Origin of the sequence: Rickettsia endosymbiont of Urophora cardui, from assembly GCF_964030725.1 — a bacterium.
GTDB lineage: Bacteria > Pseudomonadota > Alphaproteobacteria > Rickettsiales > Rickettsiaceae > Rickettsia.
Window position 1 is genome coordinate 1 of sequence record NZ_CAXIPY010000007.1, and the last position, 26,747, is coordinate 26,747.

A 26,747-nucleotide genomic window follows, 5' to 3' on the forward strand; every position below is an offset into this window, starting at 1 on the left:
CGCGTTTATAGGTTCTAGCGTATGTTTCATTCAAATGTATACCCAAACTGTTGCAAAGCTTTACTATGCTAAGCCTAGCTTTATCCATTAAATAAACATCGTGTGGGTGTTTGATATTCTTAATTTGTACAGTCGTATCAGCGATGATTAATTCCAAATCTTTTTTTTTAATTGTGTTAGTTTTTATCCCAACCCTGATCAACTCCGATAATATCTCATTATATCCAGCTTCACCTAATACACTACGAAACCGTCGTATACTAGTTTCCGAGATAGCTATGTCTTTTTCTATATATTCCCACCCGCAGAAATACTGCCAATACATATTCTCTTTTAGCTCTTCCTCTGATAATGAATCTGAAAAATTATACATTGCTTGTAGCATCGTTATGCCAAGCATCACTCTATGACATTTTCTATTTCTACCAAATTTCTTAATACAAACATTTTTTGATAACCACTCTTCGAGCCTAGACCAATTTATTAATTCTCTTAATTTATATAGCTTATTATTTGGGTTTAATTCTTCTTTTAATTTATAACCAAACAGTTTCCCTTGTTCTTGCGATTTGATAATGTTGTCTATTGGCATTGACTGAAATCCATAAGGTTTATGACCATATTTTATCATTTTCTTACGGATTGTTGTATTACTTCTTGTCTTAAAACCATATTATCTATAAGGCTTGTAGAGTTTTGGCGGACGGACTAGTTAGTCTATCCGCCAAAAACACTTCAAATCCTGATCATTTGTAATGGGATAGAGTTTTGACAACAAATTGCTAAGATTTTCAATAAAAATTAATAAGTTATGTTAATTTTTACTGATACATTTCTGTGTTGGTCTAATTTTGATATGGAGCTATTGTTAACGATTTTTTATCGTTCATCTAGTTTTTGCATGATGATATTTTTGATTTATGTGGAGTTAGACACGATTTGTAAATGATTTGCAATGCATCGTAAATTCAAACCAATAGCAGAGATTATTGGATTGATAATATCTCCTATCATACCTTTCAAGAAGTTTCTACCCATCCGACCATATTGCTTTAAGTGACCTATTATTGGTTCTATGGCACTGCGTCTCTTGATCATAGACTTGTCCTCTTGTAACAACTTCTTCCGCGTTTTTGGGGTATATACCTTACTCTTCTCCTTTACATTGCTACCACTATACCCAAGATCAACAAATGATTTCTTTATCTTGATTCCAGTGACACTCTCTACTGCTTCAAAGCTCTGATGCAATGTATGACCATCATAAGGATTATTATGAAACGATTTTGCGGATAAAACAAAATTTCTACGACCACTTACTACTACCGCTACTTTATTGCCAAACTCATATGGCTTGTTGCGTTTTCCCTTTCCTATACACTCTACTTCAGGGGCATGAAAACTATATAATACTTTGTTATCTTCTTTATATTGCTTTTTAGCTTCTCTTTTTAAAACAGATTGGTTATGTATTTGTTTTATTTTTTGCAATACTTCTTGATTTTTGAGAGACAAGTTTAATTGCTTATTTTTGATCTCACGCTCACATACTCTAATCAAACGACCCAGTAATATTTTTAAATGCTTCATTATTTTCCAACGCTTCTTGGCTTTACTATGTTCTTTATATTTCCATAGCTTTACTATATCGCGTTTATAGGTTCTAGCGTATGTTTCATTCAAATGTATACCCAAACTGTTGCAAAGCTTTACTATGCTAAGCCTAGCTTTATCCATTAAATAAACATCGTGTGGGTGTTTGATATTCTTAATTTGTACAGTCGTATCAGCGATGATTAATTCCAAATCTTTTTTTTTAATTGTGTTAGTTTTTATCCCAACCCTGATCAACTCCGATAATATCTCATTATATCCAGCTTCACCTAATACACTACGAAACCGTCGTATACTAGTTTCCGAGATAGCTATGTCTTTTTCTATATATTCCCACCCGCAGAAATACTGCCAATACATATTCTCTTTTAGCTCTTCCTCTGATAATGAATCTGAAAAATTATACATTGCTTGTAGCATCGTTATGCCAAGCATCACTCTATGACATTTTCTATTTCTACCAAATTTCTTAATACAAACATTTTTTGATAACCACTCTTCGAGCCTAGACCAATTTATTAATTCTCTTAATTTATATAGCTTATTATTTGGGTTTAATTCTTCTTTTAATTTATAACCAAACAGTTTCCCTTGTTCTTGCGATTTGATAATGTTGTCTATTGGCATTGACTGAAATCCATAAGGTTTATGACCATATTTTATCATTTTCTTACGGATTGTTGTATTACTTCTTGTCTTAAAACCATATTATCTATAAGGCTTGTAGAGTTTTGGCGGACGGACTAGTTAGTCTATCCGCCAAAAACACTTCAAATCCTGATCATTTGTAATGGGATAGAGTTTTGACAACAAATTGCTAAGATTTTCAATAAAAATTAATAAGTTATGTTAATTTTTACTGATACATTTCTGTGTTGGTCTAATTTTGATATGGAGCTATTGTTAACGATTTTTTATCGTTCATCTAGTTTTTGCATGATGATATTTTTGATTTATGTGGAGTTAGACACGATTTGTAAATGATTTGCAATGCATCGTAAATTCAAACCAATAGCAGAGATTATTGGATTGATAATATCTCCTATCATACCTTTCAAGAAGTTTCTACCCATCCGACCATATTGCTTTAAGTGACCTATTATTGGTTCTATGGCACTGCGTCTCTTGATCATAGACTTGTCCTCTTGTAACAACTTCTTCCGCGTTTTTGGGGTATATACCTTACTCTTCTCCTTTACATTGCTACCACTATACCCAAGATCAACAAATGATTTCTTTATCTTGATTCCAGTGACACTCTCTACTGCTTCAAAGCTCTGATGCAATGTATGACCATCATAAGGATTATTATGAAACGATTTTGCGGATAAAACAAAATTTCTACGACCACTTACTACTACCGCTACTTTATTGCCAAACTCATATGGCTTGTTGCGTTTTCCCTTTCCTATACACTCTACTTCAGGGGCATGAAAACTATATAATACTTTGTTATCTTCTTTATATTGCTTTTTAGCTTCTCTTTTTAAAACAGATTGGTTATGTATTTGTTTTATTTTTTGCAATACTTCTTGATTTTTGAGAGACAAGTTTAATTGCTTATTTTTGATCTCACGCTCACATACTCTAATCAAACGACCCAGTAATATTTTTAAATGCTTCATTATTTTCCAACGCTTCTTGGCTTTACTATGTTCTTTATATTTCCATAGCTTTACTATATCGCGTTTATAGGTTCTAGCGTATGTTTCATTCAAATGTATACCCAAACTGTTGCAAAGCTTTACTATGCTAAGCCTAGCTTTATCCATTAAATAAACATCGTGTGGGTGTTTGATATTCTTAATTTGTACAGTCGTATCAGCGATGATTAATTCCAAATCTTTTTTTTTAATTGTGTTAGTTTTTATCCCAACCCTGATCAACTCCGATAATATCTCATTATATCCAGCTTCACCTAATACACTACGAAACCGTCGTATACTAGTTTCCGAGATAGCTATGTCTTTTTCTATATATTCCCACCCGCAGAAATACTGCCAATACATATTCTCTTTTAGCTCTTCCTCTGATAATGAATCTGAAAAATTATACATTGCTTGTAGCATCGTTATGCCAAGCATCACTCTATGACATTTTCTATTTCTACCAAATTTCTTAATACAAACATTTTTTGATAACCACTCTTCGAGCCTAGACCAATTTATTAATTCTCTTAATTTATATAGCTTATTATTTGGGTTTAATTCTTCTTTTAATTTATAACCAAACAGTTTCCCTTGTTCTTGCGATTTGATAATGTTGTCTATTGGCATTGACTGAAATCCATAAGGTTTATGACCATATTTTATCATTTTCTTACGGATTGTTGTATTACTTCTTGTCTTAAAACCATATTATCTATAAGGCTTGTAGAGTTTTGGCGGACGGACTAGTTAGACTTCAAAATCGTCATTGCAAGAAAATTACGTAGTAAATGATGCTCCTCCGCAGCAGAGCTACGAGGTATCTATCCAAAAAGCTTTAACTGTTTTTGTTGAAATGCTTTATAAGAAGGTTTGCCTGAACCTTGATTCTGTACATAATTACGTAATTTCTGCTCATCACCATGTTTACCTACTGTGCTCATAAAATATCCTTTACTCCAAAACTCACTTCCCCATAATTTTTCTTTAAGATTTGGAGATTTCTCAAACATGGTAAATTCCAGTATTAATTAAGCCAGATTTATATTTTCTTCCCATACCTCATTGGGTGTTTTATAACCGAGCACTTTTCTTGGTAAATTATTTAAAAAATCCTCAATTTCTTGTAATTGCTTTATTGTTAATTTTTTTATATCTAAAGATTTAGAGTATACTCTGTGCACCATTGAGTTAATCTTCTCTATCAATGGTTTTTGCCATGGAGAATAAGGATTGCAAAAATATACTTTTCGTTCAGATTTTGGCAATAGTTGTTCATGATTGGTAAATTCTTTGCCATTATCTAACGTTATGCTTTTGATTATATGCGACAATTGTTTAAGTTTTTTATTCATGTTACCAATCACATCTTGTGTTCTTTTTGAACGGTTTAAAGTGAGAAACACTTTTTGTGTTCTGATATCCACAAGAGCGCCTATATTACGACTTTGATTACCTTTGTTAAAAGTTAAATCACCTTCTAAATGACCTATTGCTGCTATCTTTCTATTTATCTCTGGTCTTTCAGTAATGGAAACTCGATTTGGTATTGTAATTCTTTTGTTTCTGATTCTTGTACCATGATGCAACCTATTTTTCCTTTTTCTTGCTAAAGATAAATATAATTTTTGCCTTTGTGCTATAGGAGATGTATAAATAAACTGGTATATACTCTCTGTAGAAATATTGACAGTATCTCGTGATAGTTTACGTCTACCTGAAATTATATCTGGTGAAATACCCTGTGTTAACTGCTTTATTATTTCTGCTCGTAAATTATTATCAATATCTAATTTTCTTTTTCTCTTACCTTGCCTTAAACTGCAAGCAAGTGTGTTAGCCCTATCTGGTCTATAATTATGCCTCATTCTCTTGAGTTCATAACATATAGTGCTTTTATCACGGCCAATCTTTGTCCCTATATATCGCGAGCTATAACCACTCTTATTCATTTCGTATATTTTAAATCTTTCATCTATCGTTAAATGAGCCATGATATATCTATATTTAAATGATGCTCCTCGCAGCAGAGCTACGAGGTATCTAAAAAAGTTTTAGTTGTTTCTTATGATATCACGAAGCAGAGCTTCGGGGAATTAAACCCTGAGAGATTAAAAAAAGTGGCGAGTGTATCAATCTATAATTTGTATTATATATCAAATAATTTACTTTAAATTGTAGAAATATCGCTTTTACGCTGATAAAAGCACTAAATATTGAACTTTAAATATAAATTTTTACTTTAGTCAGAAAAATTAGAATTTTTGTCAAAACTTCAGGTAAAGAGTTATGGTTTAAACTCTATTCTAGAAATTTAAGAATGATAACTAATATTCGCAAGGATATGAAGAATTATTTACTAGAATTAGAAGATAAAGCTATGTTACCTGAAGTTTTGACAAAAATTCTAATTTTTCTGACTAAAGTAAAAATTTATATTTAAAGTTCAATATTTAGTGCTTTTATCAGCGTAAAAGCGATATTTCTACAATTTAAAGTAAATTATTTGATATATAATACACATTGTAGATTGATACACTCACCACTTTTTTTAATAAAAATTTTTTGTCAAAACTTCAGTTTAAAATAATCTAATATAATAATTTTTGACTATTGGTATCGTATATGTGCTTTATTTTTAGGAGTATAATTCGGTGTTAAAGAAGGTGCTAAAGAAGTGGAATTTGTATTATAATATTGAGTTTGTTGTTGAGTTCTATTTCTATACTTTTTGATTGGGAAAATTTCAATGGTGTTGAATTTATCATGGTTATATTTAATATTCATTAAATTTAGTTTTTCATCTGATCTTGCTTGCTCAATTTCTTTTTGTTTTTTTTCTACTAGCTCTAAATCTAATTCTATTCCATTATATATAAATTTTCCTGTACTAATATCTTTAGCTGCTTCTTTTAATTCTTTGCCTATTATAGTATGAATTGTTCCTAATTCATTTGCTCCTTTTCCTATTTTACTAACATATTCTGCTTTTACACCCCAGTAACTATCAGTCTTGCTACTTTCAATTATTGCTATTTCTAAATTATATAATGCAAGTGCTGTAATTGCATATTCTTTGCCTCTTTTGCCTCCATTTTTAATAAAATCTCTTTGAATGTTAGCCATTATATTATGCTTTTCTCCTTCGTGCCAACCTTTAGGACTTAATTTATTTAGACCACTTATTCTTGTAAATTTTGAGGCTTCATCTTCTTTTAAGCTTTTTATATATTTTACTATTTCTTGAACAGATTGAAATATTGATAGATTTTGTTTTTGCTGATAAACATTGGCTATTTTTAATATTTCATTTTCATAACCTTGATTGATTAATAGTTCAATTTTTTTTGCTTGAAATTCAGTTTCACGACACATTATCGAATCATATGGATCAGTATTTACAAATAGACCAGCAATCGAATCATTTTGATTTCTACATGCTATTCCAATTAAAAAACGAGATAATGTATTTGATTTTAATTTATAAATTTTTTGTTTCATTTCATTAATTTATAATTTTTATTTACTCTTATTTTGTTCCCTAGATATATGGTTCTTATTCGGTATAAACCTAATGGAATCAGAAGGAGTATGCTTTATAACATTTCTTATTTTCTCTACAGTTGTTGAAATATTTTGTCTAGAATCTTTTATGGCATGTAAATAGAAATTTATTTTCTTTTTTTCTCGCTCAAAGGTTGTTTTATTACCTGCATTTAAGATAGCTAGTATTGCATGTTTTACTACCTTGCCAAAATTTCTCAATATATGAGTTTTATCAGTATTTATATTTTTATCGCACCAATCTTCTAAATCTCTTAATTTTTGTTTTAATAATGGAAGTTCTTTTTTACTGTCTGTATTTATAATATTATTTACTTTTTCTTTAAACTCTTTATAACTTTGATTTTGTTTTAGCATTGCTATTATATCAGCTTGTAATAATTCTTTAAGGTTATTTATTATACTAGGGATTCTTTTTTCTTCGGCTAATTCTTTCGATAAAATATCTTCTATAGACTTGTAATTTTCAAGTTGAGGAAAACTATCTTTTTCAGCACGTAGGCTTTGCATAGTTGATAAGGCTGTTAGTACTTTATCTTCTAATTCTTGTTTATTTAACTTTTTAGAATTTTCATTAATAATTGCCTTATCTTTTTCTTCAAGTTCAACAAATAAATTTTTTATATCTTCTTTATGAATTATAAAATCTTTTAAGTCATCAATAGTACTTAAATTATCATTTTGTAAGCGATTATTAACTAAATTAAATAATTTTTGTAAATTATTTTCTGTATTATTACTATCTATATCATCAAAAAATTTTTTTACTTCATTATACGTTACTTCATTTTTATTTAAGGAAATTAATTCTTCGCCTTTATAAGCAAAACCATATTTAGGATGGTTCTCAATATTTGTTTTTGCTAATAATTCTTTAATTTCTGATATAGTAGGATTCCAAGGTATTAATTTCTTATTTTTTACTATAGTCATAGGTAAATCCATATTATATTTTTCAGAAACATAATATTTTGCTTCCAAAGCATATAATTTATGCTCAAGATCATCATTTTGTAAAGCTATACCAATAAGTCCTTTAGGATATAAATTAGCTATTATTTCGTTATAATCTTTTTGGGGATTATCTTTTAAAAAATTTTTATATGTTTTTAGAAATTTTGCTTTTGAGTGGGTTTGAATAAATTTTTTATTATCAAGCCTCATATTAAAAAAATCTTCTGTTCTACGTGCATTATCGGTCCAAAAATCATGCGGCATAAAATGCCTAATGGTAGAATCATTTGCATTATATAACAAACCTATACCTGTAAAAAATAGAGATATATTTACATCGGGTACGAGAAGGGTGGCACTTCTTCCTCTATTACCTTCACGTTCAATATTTTTATAATATCCGTCTTGACGATATTGATATAAGTATTTAGTTTCGTCTTCAATACGTCCTGTTCTTGCTATTATATTTGACTCTTCAAACAATTCTTGTAGCTGTTTATTGCTTATTTTTTTGCTAATGCCCTTAAAATCTTCTTCTACTTTATCTAATGCAGTCTTACCAATCTTATTCTTAATATTTATATCAGCTCCTAACTTTATTAGTTCTTTGATCATTTCCCCATTTTGTGCTCTTGCTAAAATATGTAAAACTGTTTCACCATCTGCATTTCTAGCATTTATATCAAAACCAAGCTTTTGAAAATTTTTTATTATTTCAAATTGACTATTTTGAGCTGCTATATGTATTGGGGTATTGCGTTGTTTATCAACAAATTGAGTTAATATCTTTTTACCATTATCATGATTTTTCTTTACTAAATATTCTAGTACTTCTTTATTCCCTCCAGTAGCAATATAGTATAAATAATTTTGTCCATTTTTATCATTTATATTATTTAAAAATTCTTTTGTAAATAAATATTTTGTTGCAGTAAGGTTACCGCTTTCTAAAGCTTGACAGAATAGCTCATATCTATTTTTTTAAATTTAGCATTATTTTTTATTAGCAATTTAAATATTTTAGAATCGTTAATACGAATAGCATATTCAAGAGGAGTAAAACCATAATAATCGACAGCATTAGGATTAGCTCCACTTTTTATCAATTTTAGTACTATATTATGGATATTTTTAATATTGACTTGACGTTTATTAGCTTGAAGAATGGCATTATGTAAAGGAGTGCGTCCTAGTTTATTTTGAGCTTCTGTATTTGAACCGACTTTTAATAAAATTTTTGCCATTTTTGATGTTTTTAGCATATGTAATGCAGTTTCACCAGTTATATCCTGAGCTTCAACATTAATATTATGGTTAATTAACATTTGTGCTTTTTTAATGTTATTTCGTTCAGCAGCCTGATGTAATAATGTTCTATTAAATTTTCCTATAGTAGTATTAATATCATTTGCGGGTTTCAATAAGATTGAAAATAATTTATTATGTAAACGTGATAAAGCACGTAAATCCATAGAATTAATATTTATATTTGTTTTTAGCAGCAACTCAAATGTTTGATCGCTTGCTGAATTATACATAGCTAATTCAAATAAATTGCTCCCATTTTGAGTTTTAACATTTATATTTGCTCCAGCATCAATTAGCAATTTTGCTAATTCTGGTTTATCATTTATAATAGCATATTGTAAAGGAGTTTTACTAAGCCTTCCACGTTTGCCGAAACTATCTATTTTTATAGTATTCGAACTAATTAATTCTTTAATTTTATCAAGATCATAATCCTCTATAGCTTTTAAAAACTTTGCTTGGTTAATAGTATTAAATTTTATATTTGGTAGTGTAGAAACAGAAGGGGTTTTAGACGTTTGTAATAATACATGATCAGGCATAGGAGGTGGAACTGGTATAGAAGAATTTTTAGTATCCAAATTTAGAGGTGATTTATGAGTTTCTTCCCAAGCTTTTATCTGTTTTGGGGTGGGTTTTGGAGCAACAGCAGGCTTTCCAGATTTTAATTTGGATTTAATATTCTTAATTTCATCTAGTAGTTTTATATCTTTGTGCATAATAAACCTCAATAAAATATATTTTTTTGTTAAATATATTTACTATTTAGATACTAATTAACCTGAATTCTGGATTAATCTAGGTTTGGCAGTAAGTATTTACAAAGGATAGAAGATACTCTATATAATTTTTAGCAAAAAAACAAGAGTATCCCCATGAAGAAAGATATTACTGCATTATTTTGTTTTGTCGATGATTTTTGTAAAATTAGCGAGCAGTGGATTAATAAATCATTTCTATAGCTAACGCGAAAAGGTTTTTACCATAGTTTTTGTATTTACTCACATATTCACCAGATCTAAATCCTAATGATGCTCCTCGCAGCAGAGCTACGAGGTATCTAAAAAAGTTTTAGTTGTTTCTTATGATATCACGAAGCAGAGCTTCGGGGAATTAAACCCTGAGAGATTAATAAATCAGTATATGTAGCTTTAGGAATAGATTTATCTGGCAGAAAGGATATTTTAGGCTTATGGATAAGTGAGAATGAAGGAGCTAAATTTTGGCTTGGTAATTTTACTGAAATGAAGAATCGAGGAGTAAAAGATATCTTAATTGCTTGTAGTGATAATCTAACTGGTATGTCTGATGCTATTGCATCAGTATATCCGAAAACTGAACATCAAATTTGTATTGTCCATCAGATCAGGAATAGCCTCAAATATGTATCATATAAAGATAGAAAGCAATTAGCAGCGGATTTGAAACTAATCTATACTTCTGCTACTGAAAAAGAAGCAGCATTAGCTCTTGAGTCATTTGATCAAAAATGGAGTAAGCAATATCCGCATATAGCTAAATCTTGGTATAATAATTGGGATAATTTGATAATTTTCTTGCAATATCCAAAGGAGATTCGTAAGATTATTTACACTACAAATGCGATAGAATCGCTGAATAGCCAATTGAGAAAAGTTACTAAGAATAAACGCATCTTTCCAAATGATGACGCAGTATTTAAGGTTTTATATCTGACAATTGATTATATTACCAAAAAATGGTCTATGCCTATCCCCAATTGGAATGAAGCTATGGCTCATTTTATGATCAAATTTGATGGTAGGATTTAATGGCTCACGAAATTTACACAATTGATGAAACAGAGCCGAATCAGTATTTAATATACTAAAAAATCGAATGAACCTAGAGCATACAAGGCATAGATCTCCTGTTAATTTCTTGGTGCATATTCTAGCTTGTGTTACTTCTTATGCTATCACTAAATCTCGTATAAAACTTGATGCTTTAGCTCCAGAACAACTTCTCTTATCCTAAATTGGCGTTGATAAGGTGGCACAGATACATAGATATGTACGTGATTTGAAGCTATCTTCCCTCTTAATATCTCTACACCATTATTCTTACATATCTCTTGGATTAGGTCCTTGACTCTCCTACCAATATATTATAGCGATATTTAGTCACCCATACTATATGATAAGTGCAATCGTAAACTGTGTGGCTTAGCTTCTTGTAATACTGCATCTCTTCATTCTATATGTTAAAACGACGCACTGCAAGTGCGGGGTTTTTCTCCCAAATTTGGGACAATAAAATTTAAAGAAAGAATCTAGTCCTTTGGAAAAATTTACACACTTAATTGTGAAGACTCTTTTACATTTCATACACACGGATCCAATTATCTAAATCACATACTCCCATTACATCAGATAATTGCATATTATTTGTTATATTCATTATCATCTCTGGAGGTAAAGCCTCAATACTGTGATATAAAGTATGTAATTTTGCTTTATGGTTCAGAGTACTTACTTGTGTTAGGTTAAAATAATTTACATTAATATAATTAACCACCTTCTTGTCAAAGCACGATATGTCATTTGCTGACATCATCTCTTTTAACACTGACTGTACTAAATTATCTTTGGCATGACACTGATAAAAATTAAGCAGTTTTGCAGCATCAAGCGAATCATACTTCGAATCATCTTCACATAAGGACGAAATATTATGCATCACTTCTTTTACTTTATCATAACAAAGCATATTATGTTGTATTGCATTGTTAATACGGTATCTTATCCCTGGTTCTATCTTATGAGAACTTAAGTCTATCAGGAGTTTCGCACTTAGCAAAATTGTGTATTAGTTAGAAGCCATTTAATGTTGTTCTGAATTGATGTTTTTATAACTTCCCAAGTTTGTTGATATAAAGTAATGTTTTCATTTATCCTCCTTTTGTTCATATCAAGCCAGGCCAATACAGCAAGGCAAATATGATTTCTTTGAGCTCGACCCGTGCGTGCCTGACAGCATTCAATACCACAAGTTTGTTTCAATTCTCGATGATAAACTTCTATAGACCAACGCGCCTTAACAATTTTCTCTATTTGCTCACGTGTAGGATTCTCTAAATTAGTTGTTATGTAATCAATGCGACCATTTTTTGCCACAAACTTAAATACCGTAACCCAACCGTATCCACGTAGGTGAATTTTTAGCCCTTCATCGGGAATCTCTAAAGTTTCCAAGCTAACATTACGATTAACTTTTCTATTTTTTCTTAGGTTGGTAACCCATATCCAACCTAAATTACGTATATGTTTTAAATTATCCAAACCACTATACCAAGCATCCATAACTATAGCATCAGGCTTGATACCTCTTTCTTTAGCTAAAGTAAGCATATCACAAAAATGCTCGTTCTTTGTTTTACCATCAGTTTCTTTATCATATATTCTATAATCTACAGGAGTAGATTGATCAATTTGAGTATTGTAATGCAGTAAGTTTACCATTCCTATACCAGGTATAACATCATGTACAGCCCCAGAATATTGATAATTTACAAGCTCGATCCTCTTACTGTATTGCTTTGACAATAAGGTGTCATCTCCCACTAATAAACAAGGATCTTCCAGATCAATATATTTTGACACTTTGCTATAGATTTCGCTAGGGCGAAAATCCTTACTCTTTAACCATCGACTTGCACTATCGTGCGATAGATCTAATGGACTTACTTCAGATAATGCTTTGCTAGTATATCTTACACTACTTGCTTGTAAGAATGATTTATATAAATCTTTGCTACATTTTGATCTTGTCATTTTTATCTAAAACTATTTTTCTCTAGATTAGCATATTATTTGCTAAGTGCGAAACTCCTGTCTATTACTATTGACCTTATTAATCGATTTGATTCTATAGCAATTGTTAATTCCTCTAAGCCATAAGAAATAATAATATTGCCGTCAATATTAATAGAAGTAAGGCTAGTATGATCTTGAATAAATTCTGATAACTCTGCTGCTCCTTCATCGTCCAAACCGCACCGCGATAAATCAAGATGTGTTAGAGATTGATTCTTTTTTAATGCAGCTAATAAGTTTAATAATTCGCCGGGACGTATATAATTACCAGATAAATTAAGATGTTTAATCATATTATTGTTGCATATGATATGCTGTATAATCAATCGCATGCTTGCCGGGGCGATATTAGTATATGCCAAATCAATGTGATTAATAGTTGTGTTGTGTTGTAATTTTAGTACAATCTTTTTTATATCTGTGTAGTTAATATCAATATTTGATAACTTGATAGATGTGATAGAGTTTTGATCCGTGCTTAAGAATTCGTCAAACTTTTTGATATTTCTTGCGATATCTGCTGAGTATTCCCGTTGCATCTCGTCCTCTAATATGTCCCATGCTCTCATGTCAGGGTCTCCAGTTGATGCATTAAATTTATAGTCTTTATAAGTCTCTGTATAGATTTCACTATATCTTTGCAGAATATTTCTAGTGCCTTCGTACTCAAGTAAGTGTTTGTATTTATCCTGAGTGATATCGATTTTCTCAGGAAATTCTCGAAGATTATACACTTCTTGTTTTGTACCAGTGTTATAATTTGCATCAGTACCTGTATGGATTATTACTTTTTGTCTCTTTATGTACGGTGTATTATTGAATGGCTGATTTTCATGGGATGAGCATGTCGTAATATCACTTATTGCTTTATTGGGTTGATTGATGGTTATTGATTCTGGTTTTGTGAAGTTTATATTCAATTCCATTGTTTGAATATGATCAAGATTATTATTATCGTGTTGTGGGTAAATTCCAGTATTAATTAAGCCAGATTTATATTTTCTTCCCATACCTCATTGGGTGTTTTATAACCGAGCACTTTTCTTGGTAAATTATTTAAAAAATCCTCAATTTCTTGTAATTGCTTTATTGTTAATTTTTTTATATCTAAAGATTTAGAGTATACTCTGTGCACCATTGAGTTAATCTTCTCTATCAATGGTTTTTGCCATGGAGAATAAGGATTGCAAAAATATACTTTTCGTTCAGATTTTGGCAATAGTGGTAAATTCCAGTATTAATTAAGCCAGATTTATATTTTCTTCCCATACCTCATTGGGTGTTTTATAACCGAGCACTTTTCTTGGTAAATTATTTAAAAAATCCTCAATTTCTTGTAATTGCTTTATTGTTAATTTTTTTATATGGAAAGTTCTATAATTAATTAAGCCAGATATAATCAATTTTTAATCTCTCAGGGTTTAATTCCCCGAAGCTCTGCTTCGTGATATCATAAGAAACAACTAAAACTTTTTTAGATACCTCGTAGCTCTGCTGCGAGGAGCATCATTTAAATATAGATATATCATGGCTCATTTAACGATAGATGAAAGATTTAAAATATACGAAATGAATAAGAGTGGTTATAGCTCGCGATATATAGGGACAAAGATTGGCCGTGATAAAAGCACTATATGTTATGAACTCAAGAGAATGAGGCATAATTATAGACCAGATAGGGCTAACACACTTGCTTACAGTTTAAGGCAAGGTAAGAGAAAAAGAAAATTAGATATTGATAATAATTTACGAGCAGAAATAATAAAGCAGTTAACACAGGGTATTTCACCAGATATAATTTCAGGTAGACGTAAACTATCACGAGATACTGTCAATATTTCTACAGAGAGTATATACCAGTTTATTTATACATCTCCTATAGCACAAAGGCAAAAATTATATTTATCTTTAGCAAGAAAAAGGAAAAATAGGTTGCATCATGGTACAAGAATCAGAAACAAAAGAATTACAATACCAAATCGAGTTTCCATTACTGAAAGACCAGAGATAAATAGAAAGATAGCAGCAATAGGTCATTTAGAAGGTGATTTAACTTTTAACAAAGGTAATCAAAGTCGTAATATAGGCGCTCTTGTGGATATCAGAACACAAAAAGTGTTTCTCACTTTAAACCGTTCAAAAAGAACACAAGATGTGATTGGTAACATGAATAAAAAACTTAAACAATTGTCGCATATAATCAAAAGCATAACGTTAGATAATGGCAAAGAATTTACCAATCATGAACAACTATTGCCAAAATCTGAACGAAAAGTATATTTTTGCAATCCTTATTCTCCATGGCAAAAACCATTGATAGAGAAGATTAACTCAATGGTGCACAGAGTATACTCTAAATCTTTAGATATAAAAAAATTAACAATAAAGCAATTACAAGAAATTGAGGATTTTTTAAATAATTTACCAAGAAAAGTGCTCGGTTATAAAACACCCAATGAGGTATGGGAAGAAAATATAAATCTGGCTTAATTAATACTGGAATTTACCCATTATGACTCTTATGTATATAACTGCTTTCGTCCATTCAAGTAGTATATCACGAAGCAGAGCTTCGGGGAATTAAACCCTGAGAGATTAATCAAAAGTGCATAGAACCTAGATAATATAAGGTAAATAGAATTTACACCTTTTAAAAAACTATGTTATAATATAGTTCTATAGAGAACACATAGTATAACATGACCATAAAAATTCATTCTGAGAAAGATTTTGAGAAAATGCGTGCAGCTGGCAGGCTTGCGGCTGAAACACTTGATTTTATAGAACCGCATGTAAAGCCAGGCGTTACCACAAATAGTTTAAATGATCTTTGTCATAATTTTATTATTTCGAATAATGCCATTCCTGCCCCTTTAAATTATAAAGGTTTCCCGAAATCTATTTGCACCTCGATAAATCATGTAGTTTGTCACGGAATTCCAAACGATAAGCCATTACGAAATGGTGATATAATAAATATTGATGTTACAGTAATTTTAGATGGTTGGTATGGTGACACTAGTCGTATGTATTATGTAGGTAGCGTAGCAATAAAACCAAAACGCCTTATTCAAGTAACTTATGATGCGATGATGAAAGGAATCGAGGTAGTAAAGCCAGGAGCAAGGCTCGGTGATATAGGTCATGCTATTCAAAGCTATGCTGAGAAACATAATTATTCTGTGGTACGAGATTATACCGGTCATGGAATTGGTCGTGTTTTTCATGATGAACCATCAATATTAAATTATGGTCGTAGCGGAACAGGGCTTGTTTTAGAAGAAGGTATGTTGTTTACTGTTGAACCTATGGTAAATGCCGGCGGATATGATACTATATTAAGTAGTTTAGATGGTTGGACAGTTACCACACGTGATAAGTCTTTATCGGCACAGTTTGAGCATACTATAGGTGTTACTAAAGAGGGCTTTGAAATATTTACATTATCCCCTAAAAAATTAGATTATCCTCCCTATGTTAAACTATAAGCTAATGGAATTCTTTGACGGCGAACCTGAGATAGTTTCCGATATAGCTATAAAAGAAGAGGTAACGCCTCATGGCTTTGTTGCATAAATAAGCTTTTGAATATACTGCCCCTAACCCCGCAATGCCAGCCTAGCCAACAGGCACAGAGATAGGTTTACCAATTTCAAATGATGAACGAACATTAGAATTACCCATGACGAATATTAAAATTACCCATTTTTGAGTAAAAAATATTGTCTAAAGTGTTACATTATTATCCTCCGATTTTATAGTTAATTTTTTGCCTTTAGCTGTAGCGATTCTATAACTTTCAGTATTGAGTTCAAGAATTGAAGAATGGTGAACCAATCTGTCAATAACTGCTGACGTAGTCATTTCATCTTTAAAAATAGTATTCCATTTTGCCAAAACTAAATTGCTAGTAATTAATACAATACGCATTTCATAACGTTCAGCTAATAAGGTAAATAAAACATCAGTTTCTTCACGATTATATGGTACATATGATATATCATCAATTATCAATATTTCAGAGTCTTTTGCAATGATTGTGTAAATTTTTGTTGAGCCTATATTAGAAGTAATTAAAAATATAGGTAACAGAAATGCAAATAGAGAAGAATAAAAAAATAAATGAAGCAATAGATTTGCTGATAGAAGGTGGAGTAGATTTAAAAACAGTACTAAGTCAGAATGGATTAATTAAGGAATTAACCAAGGGTATTTTAGAGCGAGCACTGCATGCTGAGATGTCAGAACATTTAGGTTATAGCAAGTATGATAGAGCTGAAACTGAGAATGCGAGGAATGGTAGTTTTAGTAAGAATCTGATTAGTGAGAATGGTACTATAGAGCTAAATGTTCCAAGAGACAGACAAGGTAAATTTGAACCTATAATAGTCTCAAAGAAACAAACAAGAATAGATGGCTTAGACCAAAAGATAATATCCTTATATGCGAAGGGTATGAGTGTGTCTGATATTAAAACACAATTGCAAGAATTATATGGTCCGTCCGCCAAAACTCTACAAGCCTTATAGATAATATGGTTTTAAGACAAGAAGTAATACAACAATCCGTAAGAAAATGATAAAATATGGTCATAAACCTTATGGATTTCAGTCAATGCCAATAGACAACATTATCAAATCGCAAGAACAAGGGAAACTGTTTGGTTATAAATTAAAAGAAGAATTAAACCCAAATAATAAGCTATATAAATTAAGAGAATTAATAAATTGGTCTAGGCTCGAAGAGTGGTTATCAAAAAATGTTTGTATTAAGAAATTTGGTAGAAATAGAAAATGTCATAGAGTGATGCTTGGCATAACGATGCTACAAGCAATGTATAATTTTTCAGATTCATTATCAGAGGAAGAGCTAAAAGAGAATATGTATTGGCAGTATTTCTGCGGGTGGGAATATATAGAAAAAGACATAGCTATCTCGGAAACTAGTATACGACGGTTTCGTAGTGTATTAGGTGAAGCTGGATATAATGAGATATTATCGGAGTTGATCAGGGTTGGGATAAAAACTAACACAATTAAAAAAAAAGATTTGGAATTAATCATCGCTGATACGACTGTACAAATTAAGAATATCAAACACCCACACGATGTTTATTTAATGGATAAAGCTAGGCTTAGCATAGTAAAGCTTTGCAACAGTTTGGGTATACATTTGAATGAAACATACGCTAGAACCTATAAACGCGATATAGTAAAGCTATGGAAATATAAAGAACATAGTAAAGCCAAGAAGCGTTGGAAAATAATGAAGCATTTAAAAATATTACTGGGTCGTTTGATTAGAGTATGTGAGCGTGAGATCAAAAATAAGCAATTAAACTTGTCTCTCAAAAATCAAGAAGTATTGCAAAAAATAAAACAAATACATAACCAATCTGTTTTAAAAAGAGAAGCTAAAAAGCAATATAAAGAAGATAACAAAGTATTATATAGTTTTCATGCCCCTGAAGTAGAGTGTATAGGAAAGGGAAAACGCAACAAGCCATATGAGTTTGGCAATAAAGTAGCGGTAGTAGTAAGTGGTCGTAGAAATTTTGTTTTATCCGCAAAATCGTTTCATAATAATCCTTATGATGGTCATACATTGCATCAGAGCTTTGAAGCAGTAGAGAGTGTCACTGGAATCAAGATAAAGAAATCATTTGTTGATCTTGGGTATAGTGGTAGCAATGTAAAGGAGAAGAGTAAGGTATATACCCCAAAAACGCGGAAGAAGTTGTTACAAGAGGACAAGTCTATGATCAAGAGACGCAGTGCCATAGAACCAATAATAGGTCACTTGATAGTGGACTAATGGTATGGACCTCCTGATATAGAGAATGAAAAGCAGTTGCTAATCTTCTAGGGTTAATATTTAACATATTAAAACAACAATTAAGGAGGTCCATATGGAGGTTACTACAATTGGTATAGATATTGCAAAAAGAATTTTTCAAATTCATGGTGTAGATAAAAATGGCAAGACAGTATTAAAGAAAAAATTGATGAGAGATCAGGTTTTGACATTTATGGCTAATTTACCACAATGTTTAGTAGGGATGGAAGCTTGTGGTGGTTCTAGTTATTGGGCAAGAGAAATAACTAAATTAGGGCATGAAGTAAAACTAATGGCACCGCAATTTGTCAAACCATATGTTAAAACTAATAAAAATGATCAAGCAGATGCTGAAGCGATATGTGAAGCCGTGACAAGACCTAATATGAGATTTGTTGCAATTAAAACTATAGAGCAACAAGAAATTTTATCAATACATAGGGTAAGAGAGAGATTGGTAAAAAATCGTACAGCACTTGCTAATGAAATTAGGGGGCTACTACATGAGTTTGGTTTTATTGTTCCTCAAGGCATTAATAAGGTTATCACAAAATTAATTGAGATTTTAGATGCAGGGAAATTAAGCCAGTTAAGTTATCAAACATTTAGTGAACTAAAAGAAGAATTCTTAGATAATAACAGAAAAATAAAAGAGATAGAAAAACGATTAACAATGATAGCAAGTAACCTAACTCAATATCAACGATTAAGAGCTATACCTGGTCTTGGTTTAATTACTGCTACTGCTTTAATAGCATCAATAGGTAATGCTACAAGTTTTGAGAATGGCAGGCAATTATCGGCATGGCTAGGATTAGTGCCAAGACAACATTCAAGTGGTGGGAAGGATAAGCTGCTGGGAATTAGCAAGCGAGGTGATGTATACTTACGCACTTTATTAATTCAAGGGGCTAGAGCTGTACTAAATGCCAAGATAAGATTTACATCGGAAGAACAGAAATCTAAAAAAGATTTTAGCCAATTTACGAAATGGATGTTTAATTTATCTGAGCGAAGTAGCCATAATAAAACGACAGTTGCCATAGCTAATAAGTTGGCAAGAGTGGTGTTTGCTGTACTAAGATCAGGAGATGATTATGTAGAGAGTAAAGTTTGTAGCTAAAGAGTGTGTAGCATAGCACTTATAAGTAAAATAAATGGTGATTTATATAATGAATAGGTAAAAGCAAAACAATATGTAAGAGATTCCAACCCGAAATATGCTTGAGATAATTAATATTGATGGTAAATAAGACAAACCTTAGCTTACAAAAAAACTGCGTTTTTCAGTGGCTCTTTTAGAAGCCGATGGACTGATAAGTATATAGTTTGTAAGCCAGCGAATTCCATCAGGGCTGTAGAATAAATTAGGTTGATTTATCAGCTATAAGCCGGATACATGACTGCATTTGTTTGTTTTTATTATTGATGTTATTTTTTTCTTGCATTCTACAGGAGGTCCATACATGAAAAATCAAGACAAAAAAATGAGTAGTATGTTTTCCTAATTGAGTCTTTTGCAATGATTGTGTAAATTTTTGTTGAGCCTATATTAGAAGTAATTAAAAATATAGGTAACAGAAATGCAAATAGAGAAGAATAAAAAAATAAATGAAGCAATAGATTTGCTGATAGAAGGTGGAGTAGATTTAAAAACAGTACTAAGTCAGAATGGATTAATTAAGGAATTAACCAAGGGTATTTTAGAGCGAGCACTGCATGCTGAGATGTCAGAACATTTAGGTTATAGCAAGTATGATAGAGCTGAAACTGAGAATGCGAGGAATGGTAGTTTTAGTAAGAATCTGATTAGTGAGAATGGTACTATAGAGCTAAATGTTCCAAGAGACAGACAAGGTAAATTTGAACCTATAATAGTCTCAAAGAAACAAACAAGAATAGATGGCTTAGACCAAAAGATAATATCCTTATATGCGAAGGGTATGAGTGTGTCTGATATTAAAACACAATTGCAAGAATTATATGGAGCTGAGATCAGTGAGAGCCTAATCAGCAGGATTACAGATGAAGTAATAGATGAGGTCAAGATTTGGCAGAGTAGACCTCTTGAATCAGTATACCCTATAGTATATTTTGACTGTTTAGTAGTGAAAGTAAGACAAGATAAACTTATTATTAATAAATCAGTATATGTAGCTTTAGGAATAGATTTATCTGGCAGAAAGGATATTTTAGGCTTATGGATAAGTGAGAATGAAGGAGCTAAATTTTGGCTCGGTAATTTTACTGAAATGAAGAATCGAGGAGTAAAAGATATCTTAATTGCTTGTAGTGATAATCTAACTGGTATGTCTGATGCTATTGCATCAGTATATCCGAAAACTGAACATCAAATTTGTATTGTCCATCAGATCAGGAATAGCCTCAAATATGTATCATATAAAGATAGAAAGCAATTAGCAGCGGATTTGAAACTAATCTATACTTCTGCTACTGAAAAAGAAGCAGAATTAGCTCTTGAGTCATTTGATCAAAAATGGAGTAAGCAATATCCGCATATAGCTAGTCCGTCCGCCAAAACTCTACAAGCCTTATAGATAATATGGTTTTAAGACAAGAAGTAATACAACAATCCGTAAGAAAATGATAAAATATGGTCATAAACCTTATGGATTTCAGTCAATGCCAATAGACAACATTATCAAATCGCAAGAACAAGGGAAACTGTTTGGTTATAAATTAAAAGAAGAATTAAACCCAAATAATAAGCTATATAAATTAAGAGAATTAATAAATTGGTCTAGGCTCGAAGAGTGGTTATCAAAAAATGTTTGTATTAAGAAATTTGGTAGAAATAGAAAATGTCATAGAGTGATGCTTGGCATAACGATGCTACAAGCAATGTATAATTTTTCAGATTCATTATCAGAGGAAGAGCTAAAAGAGAATATGTATTGGCAGTATTTCTGCGGGTGGGAATATATAGAAAAAGACATAGCTATCTCGGAAACTAGTATACGACGGTTTCGTAGTGTATTAGGTGAAGCTGGATATAATGAGATATTATCGGAGTTGATCAGGGTTGGGATAAAAACTAACACAATTAAAAAAAAAGATTTGGAATTAATCATCGCTGATATAGCTAACGCGGAAAGGTTTTTACCATAGTTTTTGTATTTACTCACATATTCACCAGATCTAAATCCTATTAAACATTGCTGGACTAACTTTAAAAACTGTTTACGTAAAATTATTGATCAATGCCTAAGTTTTTCCTAATCTGTGGTAGAAACATTTCCGTGTTAGCTAGTCTCTCCGCCAAAACTCTAAAAGCCTTATAGGCAATAGGGTTTTAAGGCAAAAATGCATAGTAAAATCCATAAGAAAATGAAAGGTTTTATATGAAAAGCTTATGGAAATACGAAAAAATGGCAATGAGAACATTGAGTACATTTTGAGAAATAGTGTGTTTTTTCATAGAAAAATTTAAAATTAGCCCTCAAAATTAGAGTAATTTGCTCTAAAATCGCACTATTTTTGGAAATTAGTGACACAAGTGATATTTTTTAGAGTTTTGGCGGACGGACTAGCTATACGACTGTACAAATTAAGAATATCAAACACCCACACGATGTTTATTTAATGGATAAAGCTAGGCTTAGCATAGTAAAGCTTTGCAACAGTTTGGGTATACATTTGAATGAAACATACGCTAGAACCTATAAACGCGATATAGTAAAGCTATGGAAATATAAAGAACATAGTAAAGCCAAGAAGCGTTGGAAAATAATGAAGCATTTAAAAATATTACTGGGTCGTTTGATTAGAGTATGTGAGCGTGAGATCAAAAATAAGCAATTAAACTTGTCTCTCAAAAATCAAGAAGTATTGCAAAAAATAAAACAAATACATAACCAATCTGTTTTAAAAAGAGAAGCTAAAAAGCAATATAAAGAAGATAACAAAGTATTATATAGTTTTCATGCCCCTGAAGTAGAGTGTATAGGAAAGGGAAAACGCAACAAGCCATATGAGTTTGGCAATAAAGTAGCGGTAGTAGTAAGTGGTCGTAGAAATTTTGTTTTATCCGCAAAATCGTTTCATAATAATCCTTATGATGGTCATACATTGCATCAGAGCTTTGAAGCAGTAGAGAGTGTCACTGGAATCAAGATAAAGAAATCATTTGTTGATCTTGGGTATAGTGGTAGCAATGTAAAGGAGAAGAGTAAGGTATATACCCCAAAAACGCGGAAGAAGTTGTTACAAGAGGACAAGTCTATGATCAAGAGACGCAGTGCCATAGAACCAATAATAGGTCACTTAAAGCAATATGGTCGGATGGGTAGAAACTTCTTGAAAGGTATGATAGGAGATATTATCAATCCAATAATCTCTGCTATTGGTTTGAATTTACGATGCATTGCAAATCATTTACAAATCGTGTCTAACTCCACATAAATCAAAAATATCATCATGCAAAAACTAGATGAACGATAAAAAATCGTTAACAATAGCTCCATATCAAAATTAGACCAACACAGAAATGTATCAGTAAAAATTAACATAACTTATTAATTTTTATTGAAAATCTTAGCAATTTGTTGTCAAAACTCTATCCCATTACAAATGATCAGGATTTGAAGTGTTTTTGGCGGATAGACTAGCTAAATCTTGGTATAATAATTGGGATAATTTGATAATTTTCTTGCAATATCCAAAGGAGATTCGTAAGATTATTTACACTACAAATGCGATAGAATCGCTGAATAGCCAATTGAGAAAAGTTACTAAGAATAAACGCATCTTTCCAAATGATGACGCAGTATTTAAGGTTTTATATCTGACAATTGATTATATTACCAAAAAATGGTCTATGCCTATCCCCAATTGGAATGAAGCTATGGCTCATTTTATGATCAAATTTGATGGTAGAATTTAATGGTTCACGAAATTTACACAATTGATGAGACAGAGCCTCCTAATTTTTCGATTATCAGGCAGCAATTTGCTGATAATTTTGCATATAATTCAGATATACATTCATAGGCTTTTTATAACCAATACTTGAATGAAATCTGTGATAATTATATTTATTCAGATAATGATCAATCCCCTCTTTTAACTCTTTAACATTGTTAAAATCATTAATAAAGATACAATTATATTTTAAAGTTCTAAAAAACCTTTCTATTACTATATTATCAATACTTCTACCTTTGCCATTCATTGAAATTTGGATATCATGCTCCTTGAGAATATTTATGTGGTCATAACTGGTATATTGGCTACCTTGATCACTATTAAATATCTGTGGAGCGTTATACTTACTGAGAGCTTGTTTCAAGACATCAGTTACAAGAGATGCATCCATAGAATTTGACAGTTTATAGCTCAATATGGCCTTGCTATGCCAATCTATAATAGCTGCCATATACATAAAGCCACCATTAGTTCTAATGTAAGTAATGTCACCACTCCAAACCTCATTCACATTAGGCACATACACTTGCTTTGTTGAGCCAGATTTAGTCCAATATTGATCAAGTAAGTAGCTATAGATCTTATGCTCACTATCGTTTCGAGAAGTAGATTTTTTCTTATGTGGGTAAATAGCTTCTATACCCATCATCCTCATATATTTCAGTACTCGATCTTTACCGACAATAAAACCATCTTCTAGTAACTGTTGATGAATATAGCGATAACCAAATTCAGGATTATCTGTATATATTTCATCTATTCTATTTAAAATACTTAATTTATTTATACTCATCTCCTTGGATTTATAGTAGGCTGTAGATCGACTAATCTTTAATAGTTCACACTGTCTTGATTTTGAGAGTTGATTTAGCTTGGAGTGTACAAGACTCTTTTTATTTGATAAATCCAAGCTTTTGAGCTTTCCCACGGCCCAGTCCCTCTCAACTGTGATTCTACCAAGAGCTTTAGCAAGTTCATCATTTTGCTCTTGTAAATGATTTATTTGTTCTTGATATTCACTCAAAACTTTAGCTGGTTCAAAAGCTAATGCCGCATTACCTAAAAACTGTTTTTTCCAATTTTGAATTGTTTTAACACTTATTGCATATTTTGAAGCTAACTGACCAAGTGTCGACTCCTCTTTTATTAATTCTAATACTATCCCCGTTTTTTCTGAAGCACTGAAAATTTTTACTTTATTTTTCTTCATCTTTCCTCTTAAGTTTATTGCTATTTATTCTAACTTATTGCGGAAACACACTCCTTCATTTTTTTGTCCAATTTTTTCATGTATGGACCTCCTGTAGAATGCAAGAAAAAAATAACATCAATAATAAAAACAAACAAATGCAGTCATGTATCCGGCTTATAGCTGATAAATCAACCTAATTTATTCTACAGCCCTGATGGAATTCGCTGGCTTACAAACTATATACTTATCAGTCCATCGGCTTCTAAAAGAGCCACTGAAAAACGCAGTTTTTTTGTAAGCTAAGGTTTGTCTTATTTACCATCAATATTAATTATCTCAAGCATATTTCGGGTTGGAATCTCTTACATATTGTTTTGCTTTTACCTATTCATTATATAAATCACCATTTATTTTACTTATAAGTGCTATGCTACACACTCTTTAGCTACAAACTTTACTCTCTACATAATCATCTCCTGATCTTAGTACAGCAAACACCACTCTTGCCAACTTATTAGCTATGGCAACTGTCGTTTTATTATGGCTACTTCGCTCAGATAAATTAAACATCCATTTCGTAAATTGGCTAAAATCTTTTTTAGATTTCTGTTCTTCCGATGTAAATCTTATCTTGGCATTTAGTACAGCTCTAGCCCCTTGAATTAATAAAGTGCGTAAGTATACATCACCTCGCTTGCTAATTCCCAGCAGCTTATCCTTCCCACCACTTGAATGTTGTCTTGGCACTAATCCTAGCCATGCCGATAATTGCCTGCCATTCTCAAAACTTGTAGCATTACCTATTGATGCTATTAAAGCAGTAGCAGTAATTAAACCAAGACCAGGTATAGCTCTTAATCGTTGATATTGAGTTAGGTTACTTGCTATCATTGTTAATCGTTTTTCTATCTCTTTTATTTTTCTGTTATTATCTAAGAATTCTTCTTTTAGTTCACTAAATGTTTGATAACTTAACTGGCTTAATTTCCCTGCATCTAAAATCTCAATTAATTTTGTGATAACCTTATTAATGCCTTGAGGAACAATAAAACCAAACTCATGTAGTAGCCCCCTAATTTCATTAGCAAGTGCTGTACGATTTTTTACCAATCTCTCTCTTACCCTATGTATTGATAAAATTTCTTGTTGCTCTATAGTTTTAATTGCAACAAATCTCATATTAGGTCTTGTCACGGCTTCACATATCGCTTCAGCATCTGCTTGATCATTTTTATTAGTTTTAACATATGGTTTGACAAATTGCGGTGCCATTAGTTTTACTTCATGCCCTAATTTAGTTATTTCTCTTGCCCAATAACTAGAACCACCACAAGCTTCCATCCCTACTAAACATTGTGGTAAATTAGCCATAAATGTCAAAACCTGATCTCTCATCAATTTTTTCTTTAATACTGTCTTGCCATTTTTATCTACACCATGAATTTGAAAAATTCTTTTTGCAATATCTATACCAATTGTAGTAACCTCCATATGGACCTCCTTAATTGTTGTTTTAATCTCTCAGGGTTTAATTCCCCGAAGCTCTGCTTCGTGATATCATAAGAAACAACTAAAACTTTTTTAGATACCTCGTAGCTCTGCTGCGAGGAGCATCATTATGTTAAATATTAACCCTAGAAGATTAGCAACTGCTTTTCATTCTCTATATCAGGAGGTCCATACCATTAGTCCATTATACTTAAAGCAATATGGTCGGATGGGTAGAAACTTCTTGAAAGGTATGATAGGAGATATTATCAATCCAATAATCTCTGCTATTGGTTTGAATTTACGATGCATTGCAAATCATTTACAAATCGTGTCTAACTCCACATAAATCAAAAATATCATCATGCA

The 26,747-nt window shown here is 31.4% G+C and carries 20 protein-coding genes and 9 pseudogenes; 11 read left to right on the top strand and 18 right to left on the bottom strand.

What is annotated here, in order from left to right; all coding sequences use genetic code 11:
• From AAHI98_RS13800 to AAHI98_RS13840, 9 genes and pseudogenes are all read right to left on the bottom strand, one after another.
• Nucleotides 1–631 (bottom strand): transposase (locus AAHI98_RS13800; protein WP_342226230.1); only part of this gene is annotated, 631 nt, incomplete at its 3' end.
• Nucleotides 632–918: 287 nt separating this feature from the next.
• A complete protein-coding gene (locus AAHI98_RS13805) occupies nt 919–2,280 on the bottom strand; it encodes an IS5 family transposase (protein WP_342224717.1) in 1,362 nt (453 codons plus the stop codon).
• 287 nt (nt 2,281–2,567) lie between these two features.
• Entirely contained in the window at nt 2,568–3,929 is a 1,362-nt protein-coding gene (locus AAHI98_RS13810; protein ID WP_342224717.1) for an IS5 family transposase, read from the bottom strand.
• Nucleotides 3,930–4,084: 155 nt separating this feature from the next.
• Nucleotides 4,085–4,273, bottom strand: coding sequence for a transposase (locus tag AAHI98_RS13815; RefSeq protein WP_342225357.1), 189 nt, complete (start codon nt 4,271–4,273; stop codon nt 4,085–4,087).
• 18 nt (nt 4,274–4,291) lie between these two features.
• The gene (locus tag AAHI98_RS13820; protein WP_342224646.1) at nt 4,292–5,254 is read right to left on the bottom strand and encodes an IS30 family transposase; all 963 of its coding nucleotides are present in this window, start codon (nt 5,252–5,254) and stop codon (nt 4,292–4,294) included.
• 616 nt (nt 5,255–5,870) lie between these two features.
• Nucleotides 5,871–6,761, bottom strand: coding sequence for a hypothetical protein (locus AAHI98_RS13825; RefSeq protein WP_342226231.1), 891 nt, complete (start codon nt 6,759–6,761; stop codon nt 5,871–5,873).
• 18 nt (nt 6,762–6,779) lie between these two features.
• Complete coding sequence (locus tag AAHI98_RS13830) at nt 6,780–8,525, bottom strand: ankyrin repeat domain-containing protein (RefSeq protein WP_342226655.1); 1,746 nt, start codon at nt 8,523–8,525, stop codon at nt 6,780–6,782.
• A pseudogene (locus tag AAHI98_RS13835) lies at nt 8,505–8,675 on the bottom strand (ankyrin repeat domain-containing protein); the annotation flags it as partial. The gene AAHI98_RS13830 and the pseudogene AAHI98_RS13835, both read right to left, overlap by 21 nt.
• A 50-nt stretch (nt 8,676–8,725) precedes the next feature.
• Nucleotides 8,726–9,805: an ankyrin repeat domain-containing protein gene (locus AAHI98_RS13840; RefSeq protein ID WP_342226232.1), complete on the bottom strand. Its 1,080-nt coding sequence runs from the start codon at nt 9,803–9,805 to the stop codon at nt 8,726–8,728.
• Between the two features lie 411 nt (nt 9,806–10,216).
• On the opposite strand from AAHI98_RS13840, the pseudogene AAHI98_RS13845 reads away from it, so the two are divergent.
• Nucleotides 10,217–10,876: pseudogene (locus AAHI98_RS13845) on the top strand (IS256 family transposase); the annotation flags it as partial.
• 37 nt (nt 10,877–10,913) lie between these two features.
• Nucleotides 10,914–11,081, top strand: a pseudogene (locus tag AAHI98_RS18805) (IS982 family transposase); the annotation flags it as partial.
• A gap of 10 nt (nt 11,082–11,091) precedes the next feature.
• Here the strand turns inward: AAHI98_RS18805 and tnpA are convergent.
• The 6 genes and pseudogenes from tnpA to AAHI98_RS13875 form a co-directional block, all read right to left on the bottom strand.
• Nucleotides 11,092–11,291, bottom strand: a pseudogene (gene tnpA / locus AAHI98_RS13850) (IS200/IS605 family transposase); the annotation flags it as partial.
• Between the two features lie 129 nt (nt 11,292–11,420).
• Nucleotides 11,421–11,903 carry a hypothetical protein gene (locus AAHI98_RS13855; RefSeq protein ID WP_342226233.1) on the bottom strand — a complete coding sequence of 161 codons (483 nt, stop codon included), beginning with the start codon at nt 11,901–11,903 and terminating at the stop codon, nt 11,421–11,423.
• Entirely contained in the window at nt 11,897–12,877 is a 981-nt protein-coding gene (locus tag AAHI98_RS13860) for an IS701 family transposase (RefSeq protein ID WP_342224656.1), read from the bottom strand. The genes AAHI98_RS13855 and AAHI98_RS13860 overlap by 7 nt, the downstream gene beginning before the upstream one ends.
• A gap of 35 nt (nt 12,878–12,912) precedes the next feature.
• Nucleotides 12,913–13,929 carry a leucine-rich repeat domain-containing protein gene (locus AAHI98_RS13865; protein ID WP_342226234.1) on the bottom strand — a complete coding sequence of 339 codons (1,017 nt, stop codon included), beginning with the start codon at nt 13,927–13,929 and terminating at the stop codon, nt 12,913–12,915.
• Nucleotides 13,902–14,141: pseudogene (locus AAHI98_RS13870) on the bottom strand (transposase); the annotation flags it as partial. The pseudogene AAHI98_RS13870 and the gene AAHI98_RS13865, both read right to left, overlap by 28 nt.
• A gap of 19 nt (nt 14,142–14,160) precedes the next feature.
• Nucleotides 14,161–14,295: pseudogene (locus AAHI98_RS13875) on the bottom strand (IS30 family transposase); the annotation flags it as partial.
• 151 nt (nt 14,296–14,446) lie between these two features.
• Here AAHI98_RS13875 and AAHI98_RS13880 point away from each other — a divergent pair.
• Both AAHI98_RS13880 and map read left to right on the top strand, forming a co-directional pair.
• Nucleotides 14,447–15,409: an IS30 family transposase gene (locus tag AAHI98_RS13880; RefSeq protein WP_342226237.1), complete on the top strand. Its 963-nt coding sequence runs from the start codon at nt 14,447–14,449 to the stop codon at nt 15,407–15,409.
• Between the two features lie 209 nt (nt 15,410–15,618).
• Nucleotides 15,619–16,407 (top strand): type I methionyl aminopeptidase, encoded by a 789-nt coding sequence (gene map / locus AAHI98_RS13885; RefSeq protein ID WP_342226238.1) that lies wholly within the window; start codon nt 15,619–15,621, stop codon nt 16,405–16,407.
• Between the two features lie 238 nt (nt 16,408–16,645).
• Here map and AAHI98_RS13890 read toward each other — a convergent pair whose 3' ends face one another.
• Nucleotides 16,646–16,933 carry an ATP-binding protein gene (locus tag AAHI98_RS13890; RefSeq protein ID WP_342226239.1) on the bottom strand — a complete coding sequence of 96 codons (288 nt, stop codon included), beginning with the start codon at nt 16,931–16,933 and terminating at the stop codon, nt 16,646–16,648.
• An 86-nt stretch (nt 16,934–17,019) separates the two neighbouring features.
• On the opposite strand from AAHI98_RS13890, the pseudogene AAHI98_RS13895 reads away from it, so the two are divergent.
• The 7 genes and pseudogenes from AAHI98_RS13895 to AAHI98_RS13925 all read left to right on the top strand — a co-directional run.
• A pseudogene (locus AAHI98_RS13895) lies at nt 17,020–17,418 on the top strand (transposase); the annotation flags it as partial.
• 76 nt (nt 17,419–17,494) lie between these two features.
• A complete protein-coding gene (locus AAHI98_RS13900; RefSeq protein ID WP_342226241.1) occupies nt 17,495–18,733 on the top strand; it encodes an IS5 family transposase in 1,239 nt (412 codons plus the stop codon).
• Nucleotides 18,734–18,827: 94 nt separating this feature from the next.
• Nucleotides 18,828–19,877 carry an IS110 family RNA-guided transposase gene (locus AAHI98_RS13905; protein WP_342224642.1) on the top strand — a complete coding sequence of 350 codons (1,050 nt, stop codon included), beginning with the start codon at nt 18,828–18,830 and terminating at the stop codon, nt 19,875–19,877.
• 460 nt (nt 19,878–20,337) lie between these two features.
• Nucleotides 20,338–21,279: pseudogene (locus tag AAHI98_RS13910) on the top strand (IS256 family transposase); the annotation flags it as partial.
• A 79-nt stretch (nt 21,280–21,358) separates the two neighbouring features.
• Complete coding sequence (locus tag AAHI98_RS13915) at nt 21,359–21,883, top strand: transposase (protein WP_342226243.1); 525 nt, start codon at nt 21,359–21,361, stop codon at nt 21,881–21,883.
• A 474-nt stretch (nt 21,884–22,357) separates the two neighbouring features.
• On the top strand, nt 22,358–23,176 hold the full coding sequence (locus tag AAHI98_RS13920) for a hypothetical protein (RefSeq protein WP_342224702.1): 819 nt from the start codon (nt 22,358–22,360) through the stop codon (nt 23,174–23,176).
• Nucleotides 23,177–23,375: 199 nt separating this feature from the next.
• Nucleotides 23,376–23,657: pseudogene (locus AAHI98_RS13925) on the top strand (transposase); the annotation flags it as partial.
• 54 nt (nt 23,658–23,711) lie between these two features.
• Here the strand turns inward: AAHI98_RS13925 and AAHI98_RS13930 are convergent.
• Nucleotides 23,712–24,908 carry an IS3 family transposase gene (locus tag AAHI98_RS13930; protein WP_342224663.1) on the bottom strand — a complete coding sequence of 399 codons (1,197 nt, stop codon included), beginning with the start codon at nt 24,906–24,908 and terminating at the stop codon, nt 23,712–23,714.
• A 423-nt stretch (nt 24,909–25,331) separates the two neighbouring features.
• Entirely contained in the window at nt 25,332–26,381 is a 1,050-nt protein-coding gene (locus tag AAHI98_RS13935; RefSeq protein ID WP_342224642.1) for an IS110 family RNA-guided transposase, read from the bottom strand.
• Nucleotides 26,382–26,747: the final 366 nt, after the last annotated feature.

Excerpts from the sequence above, each read along its gene's own strand:
- AAHI98_RS13840 (WP_342226232.1), bottom strand. The coding sequence starts at position 9,805 with ATGCACAAAGATATAAAACTACTAGATGAAATTAAGAATATTAAATCC.
- AAHI98_RS13825 (WP_342226231.1), bottom strand. The coding sequence starts at position 6,761 with ATGAAACAAAAAATTTATAAATTAAAATCAAATACATTATCTCGTTTT.
- AAHI98_RS13860 (WP_342224656.1), bottom strand. The coding sequence starts at position 12,877 with ATGACAAGATCAAAATGTAGCAAAGATTTATATAAATCATTCTTACAA.
- map (WP_342226238.1), top strand. The coding sequence starts at position 15,619 with ATGACCATAAAAATTCATTCTGAGAAAGATTTTGAGAAAATGCGTGCA.
- AAHI98_RS13915 (WP_342226243.1), top strand. The coding sequence starts at position 21,359 with ATGATAAAATATGGTCATAAACCTTATGGATTTCAGTCAATGCCAATA.
- AAHI98_RS13805 (WP_342224717.1), bottom strand. The coding sequence starts at position 2,280 with ATGATAAAATATGGTCATAAACCTTATGGATTTCAGTCAATGCCAATA.
- AAHI98_RS13880 (WP_342226237.1), top strand. The coding sequence starts at position 14,447 with ATGGCTCATTTAACGATAGATGAAAGATTTAAAATATACGAAATGAAT.
- AAHI98_RS13935 (WP_342224642.1), bottom strand. The coding sequence starts at position 26,381 with ATGGAGGTTACTACAATTGGTATAGATATTGCAAAAAGAATTTTTCAA.
- AAHI98_RS13930 (WP_342224663.1), bottom strand. The coding sequence starts at position 24,908 with ATGAAGAAAAATAAAGTAAAAATTTTCAGTGCTTCAGAAAAAACGGGG.
- AAHI98_RS13865 (WP_342226234.1), bottom strand. The coding sequence starts at position 13,929 with ATGGGAAGAAAATATAAATCTGGCTTAATTAATACTGGAATTTACCCA.
- AAHI98_RS13810 (WP_342224717.1), bottom strand. The coding sequence starts at position 3,929 with ATGATAAAATATGGTCATAAACCTTATGGATTTCAGTCAATGCCAATA.
- AAHI98_RS13900 (WP_342226241.1), top strand. The coding sequence starts at position 17,495 with ATGATAAAATATGGTCATAAACCTTATGGATTTCAGTCAATGCCAATA.
- AAHI98_RS13920 (WP_342224702.1), top strand. The coding sequence starts at position 22,358 with ATGGATAAAGCTAGGCTTAGCATAGTAAAGCTTTGCAACAGTTTGGGT.
- AAHI98_RS13820 (WP_342224646.1), bottom strand. The coding sequence starts at position 5,254 with ATGGCTCATTTAACGATAGATGAAAGATTTAAAATATACGAAATGAAT.
- AAHI98_RS13905 (WP_342224642.1), top strand. The coding sequence starts at position 18,828 with ATGGAGGTTACTACAATTGGTATAGATATTGCAAAAAGAATTTTTCAA.
- AAHI98_RS13815 (WP_342225357.1), bottom strand. The coding sequence starts at position 4,273 with ATGTTTGAGAAATCTCCAAATCTTAAAGAAAAATTATGGGGAAGTGAG.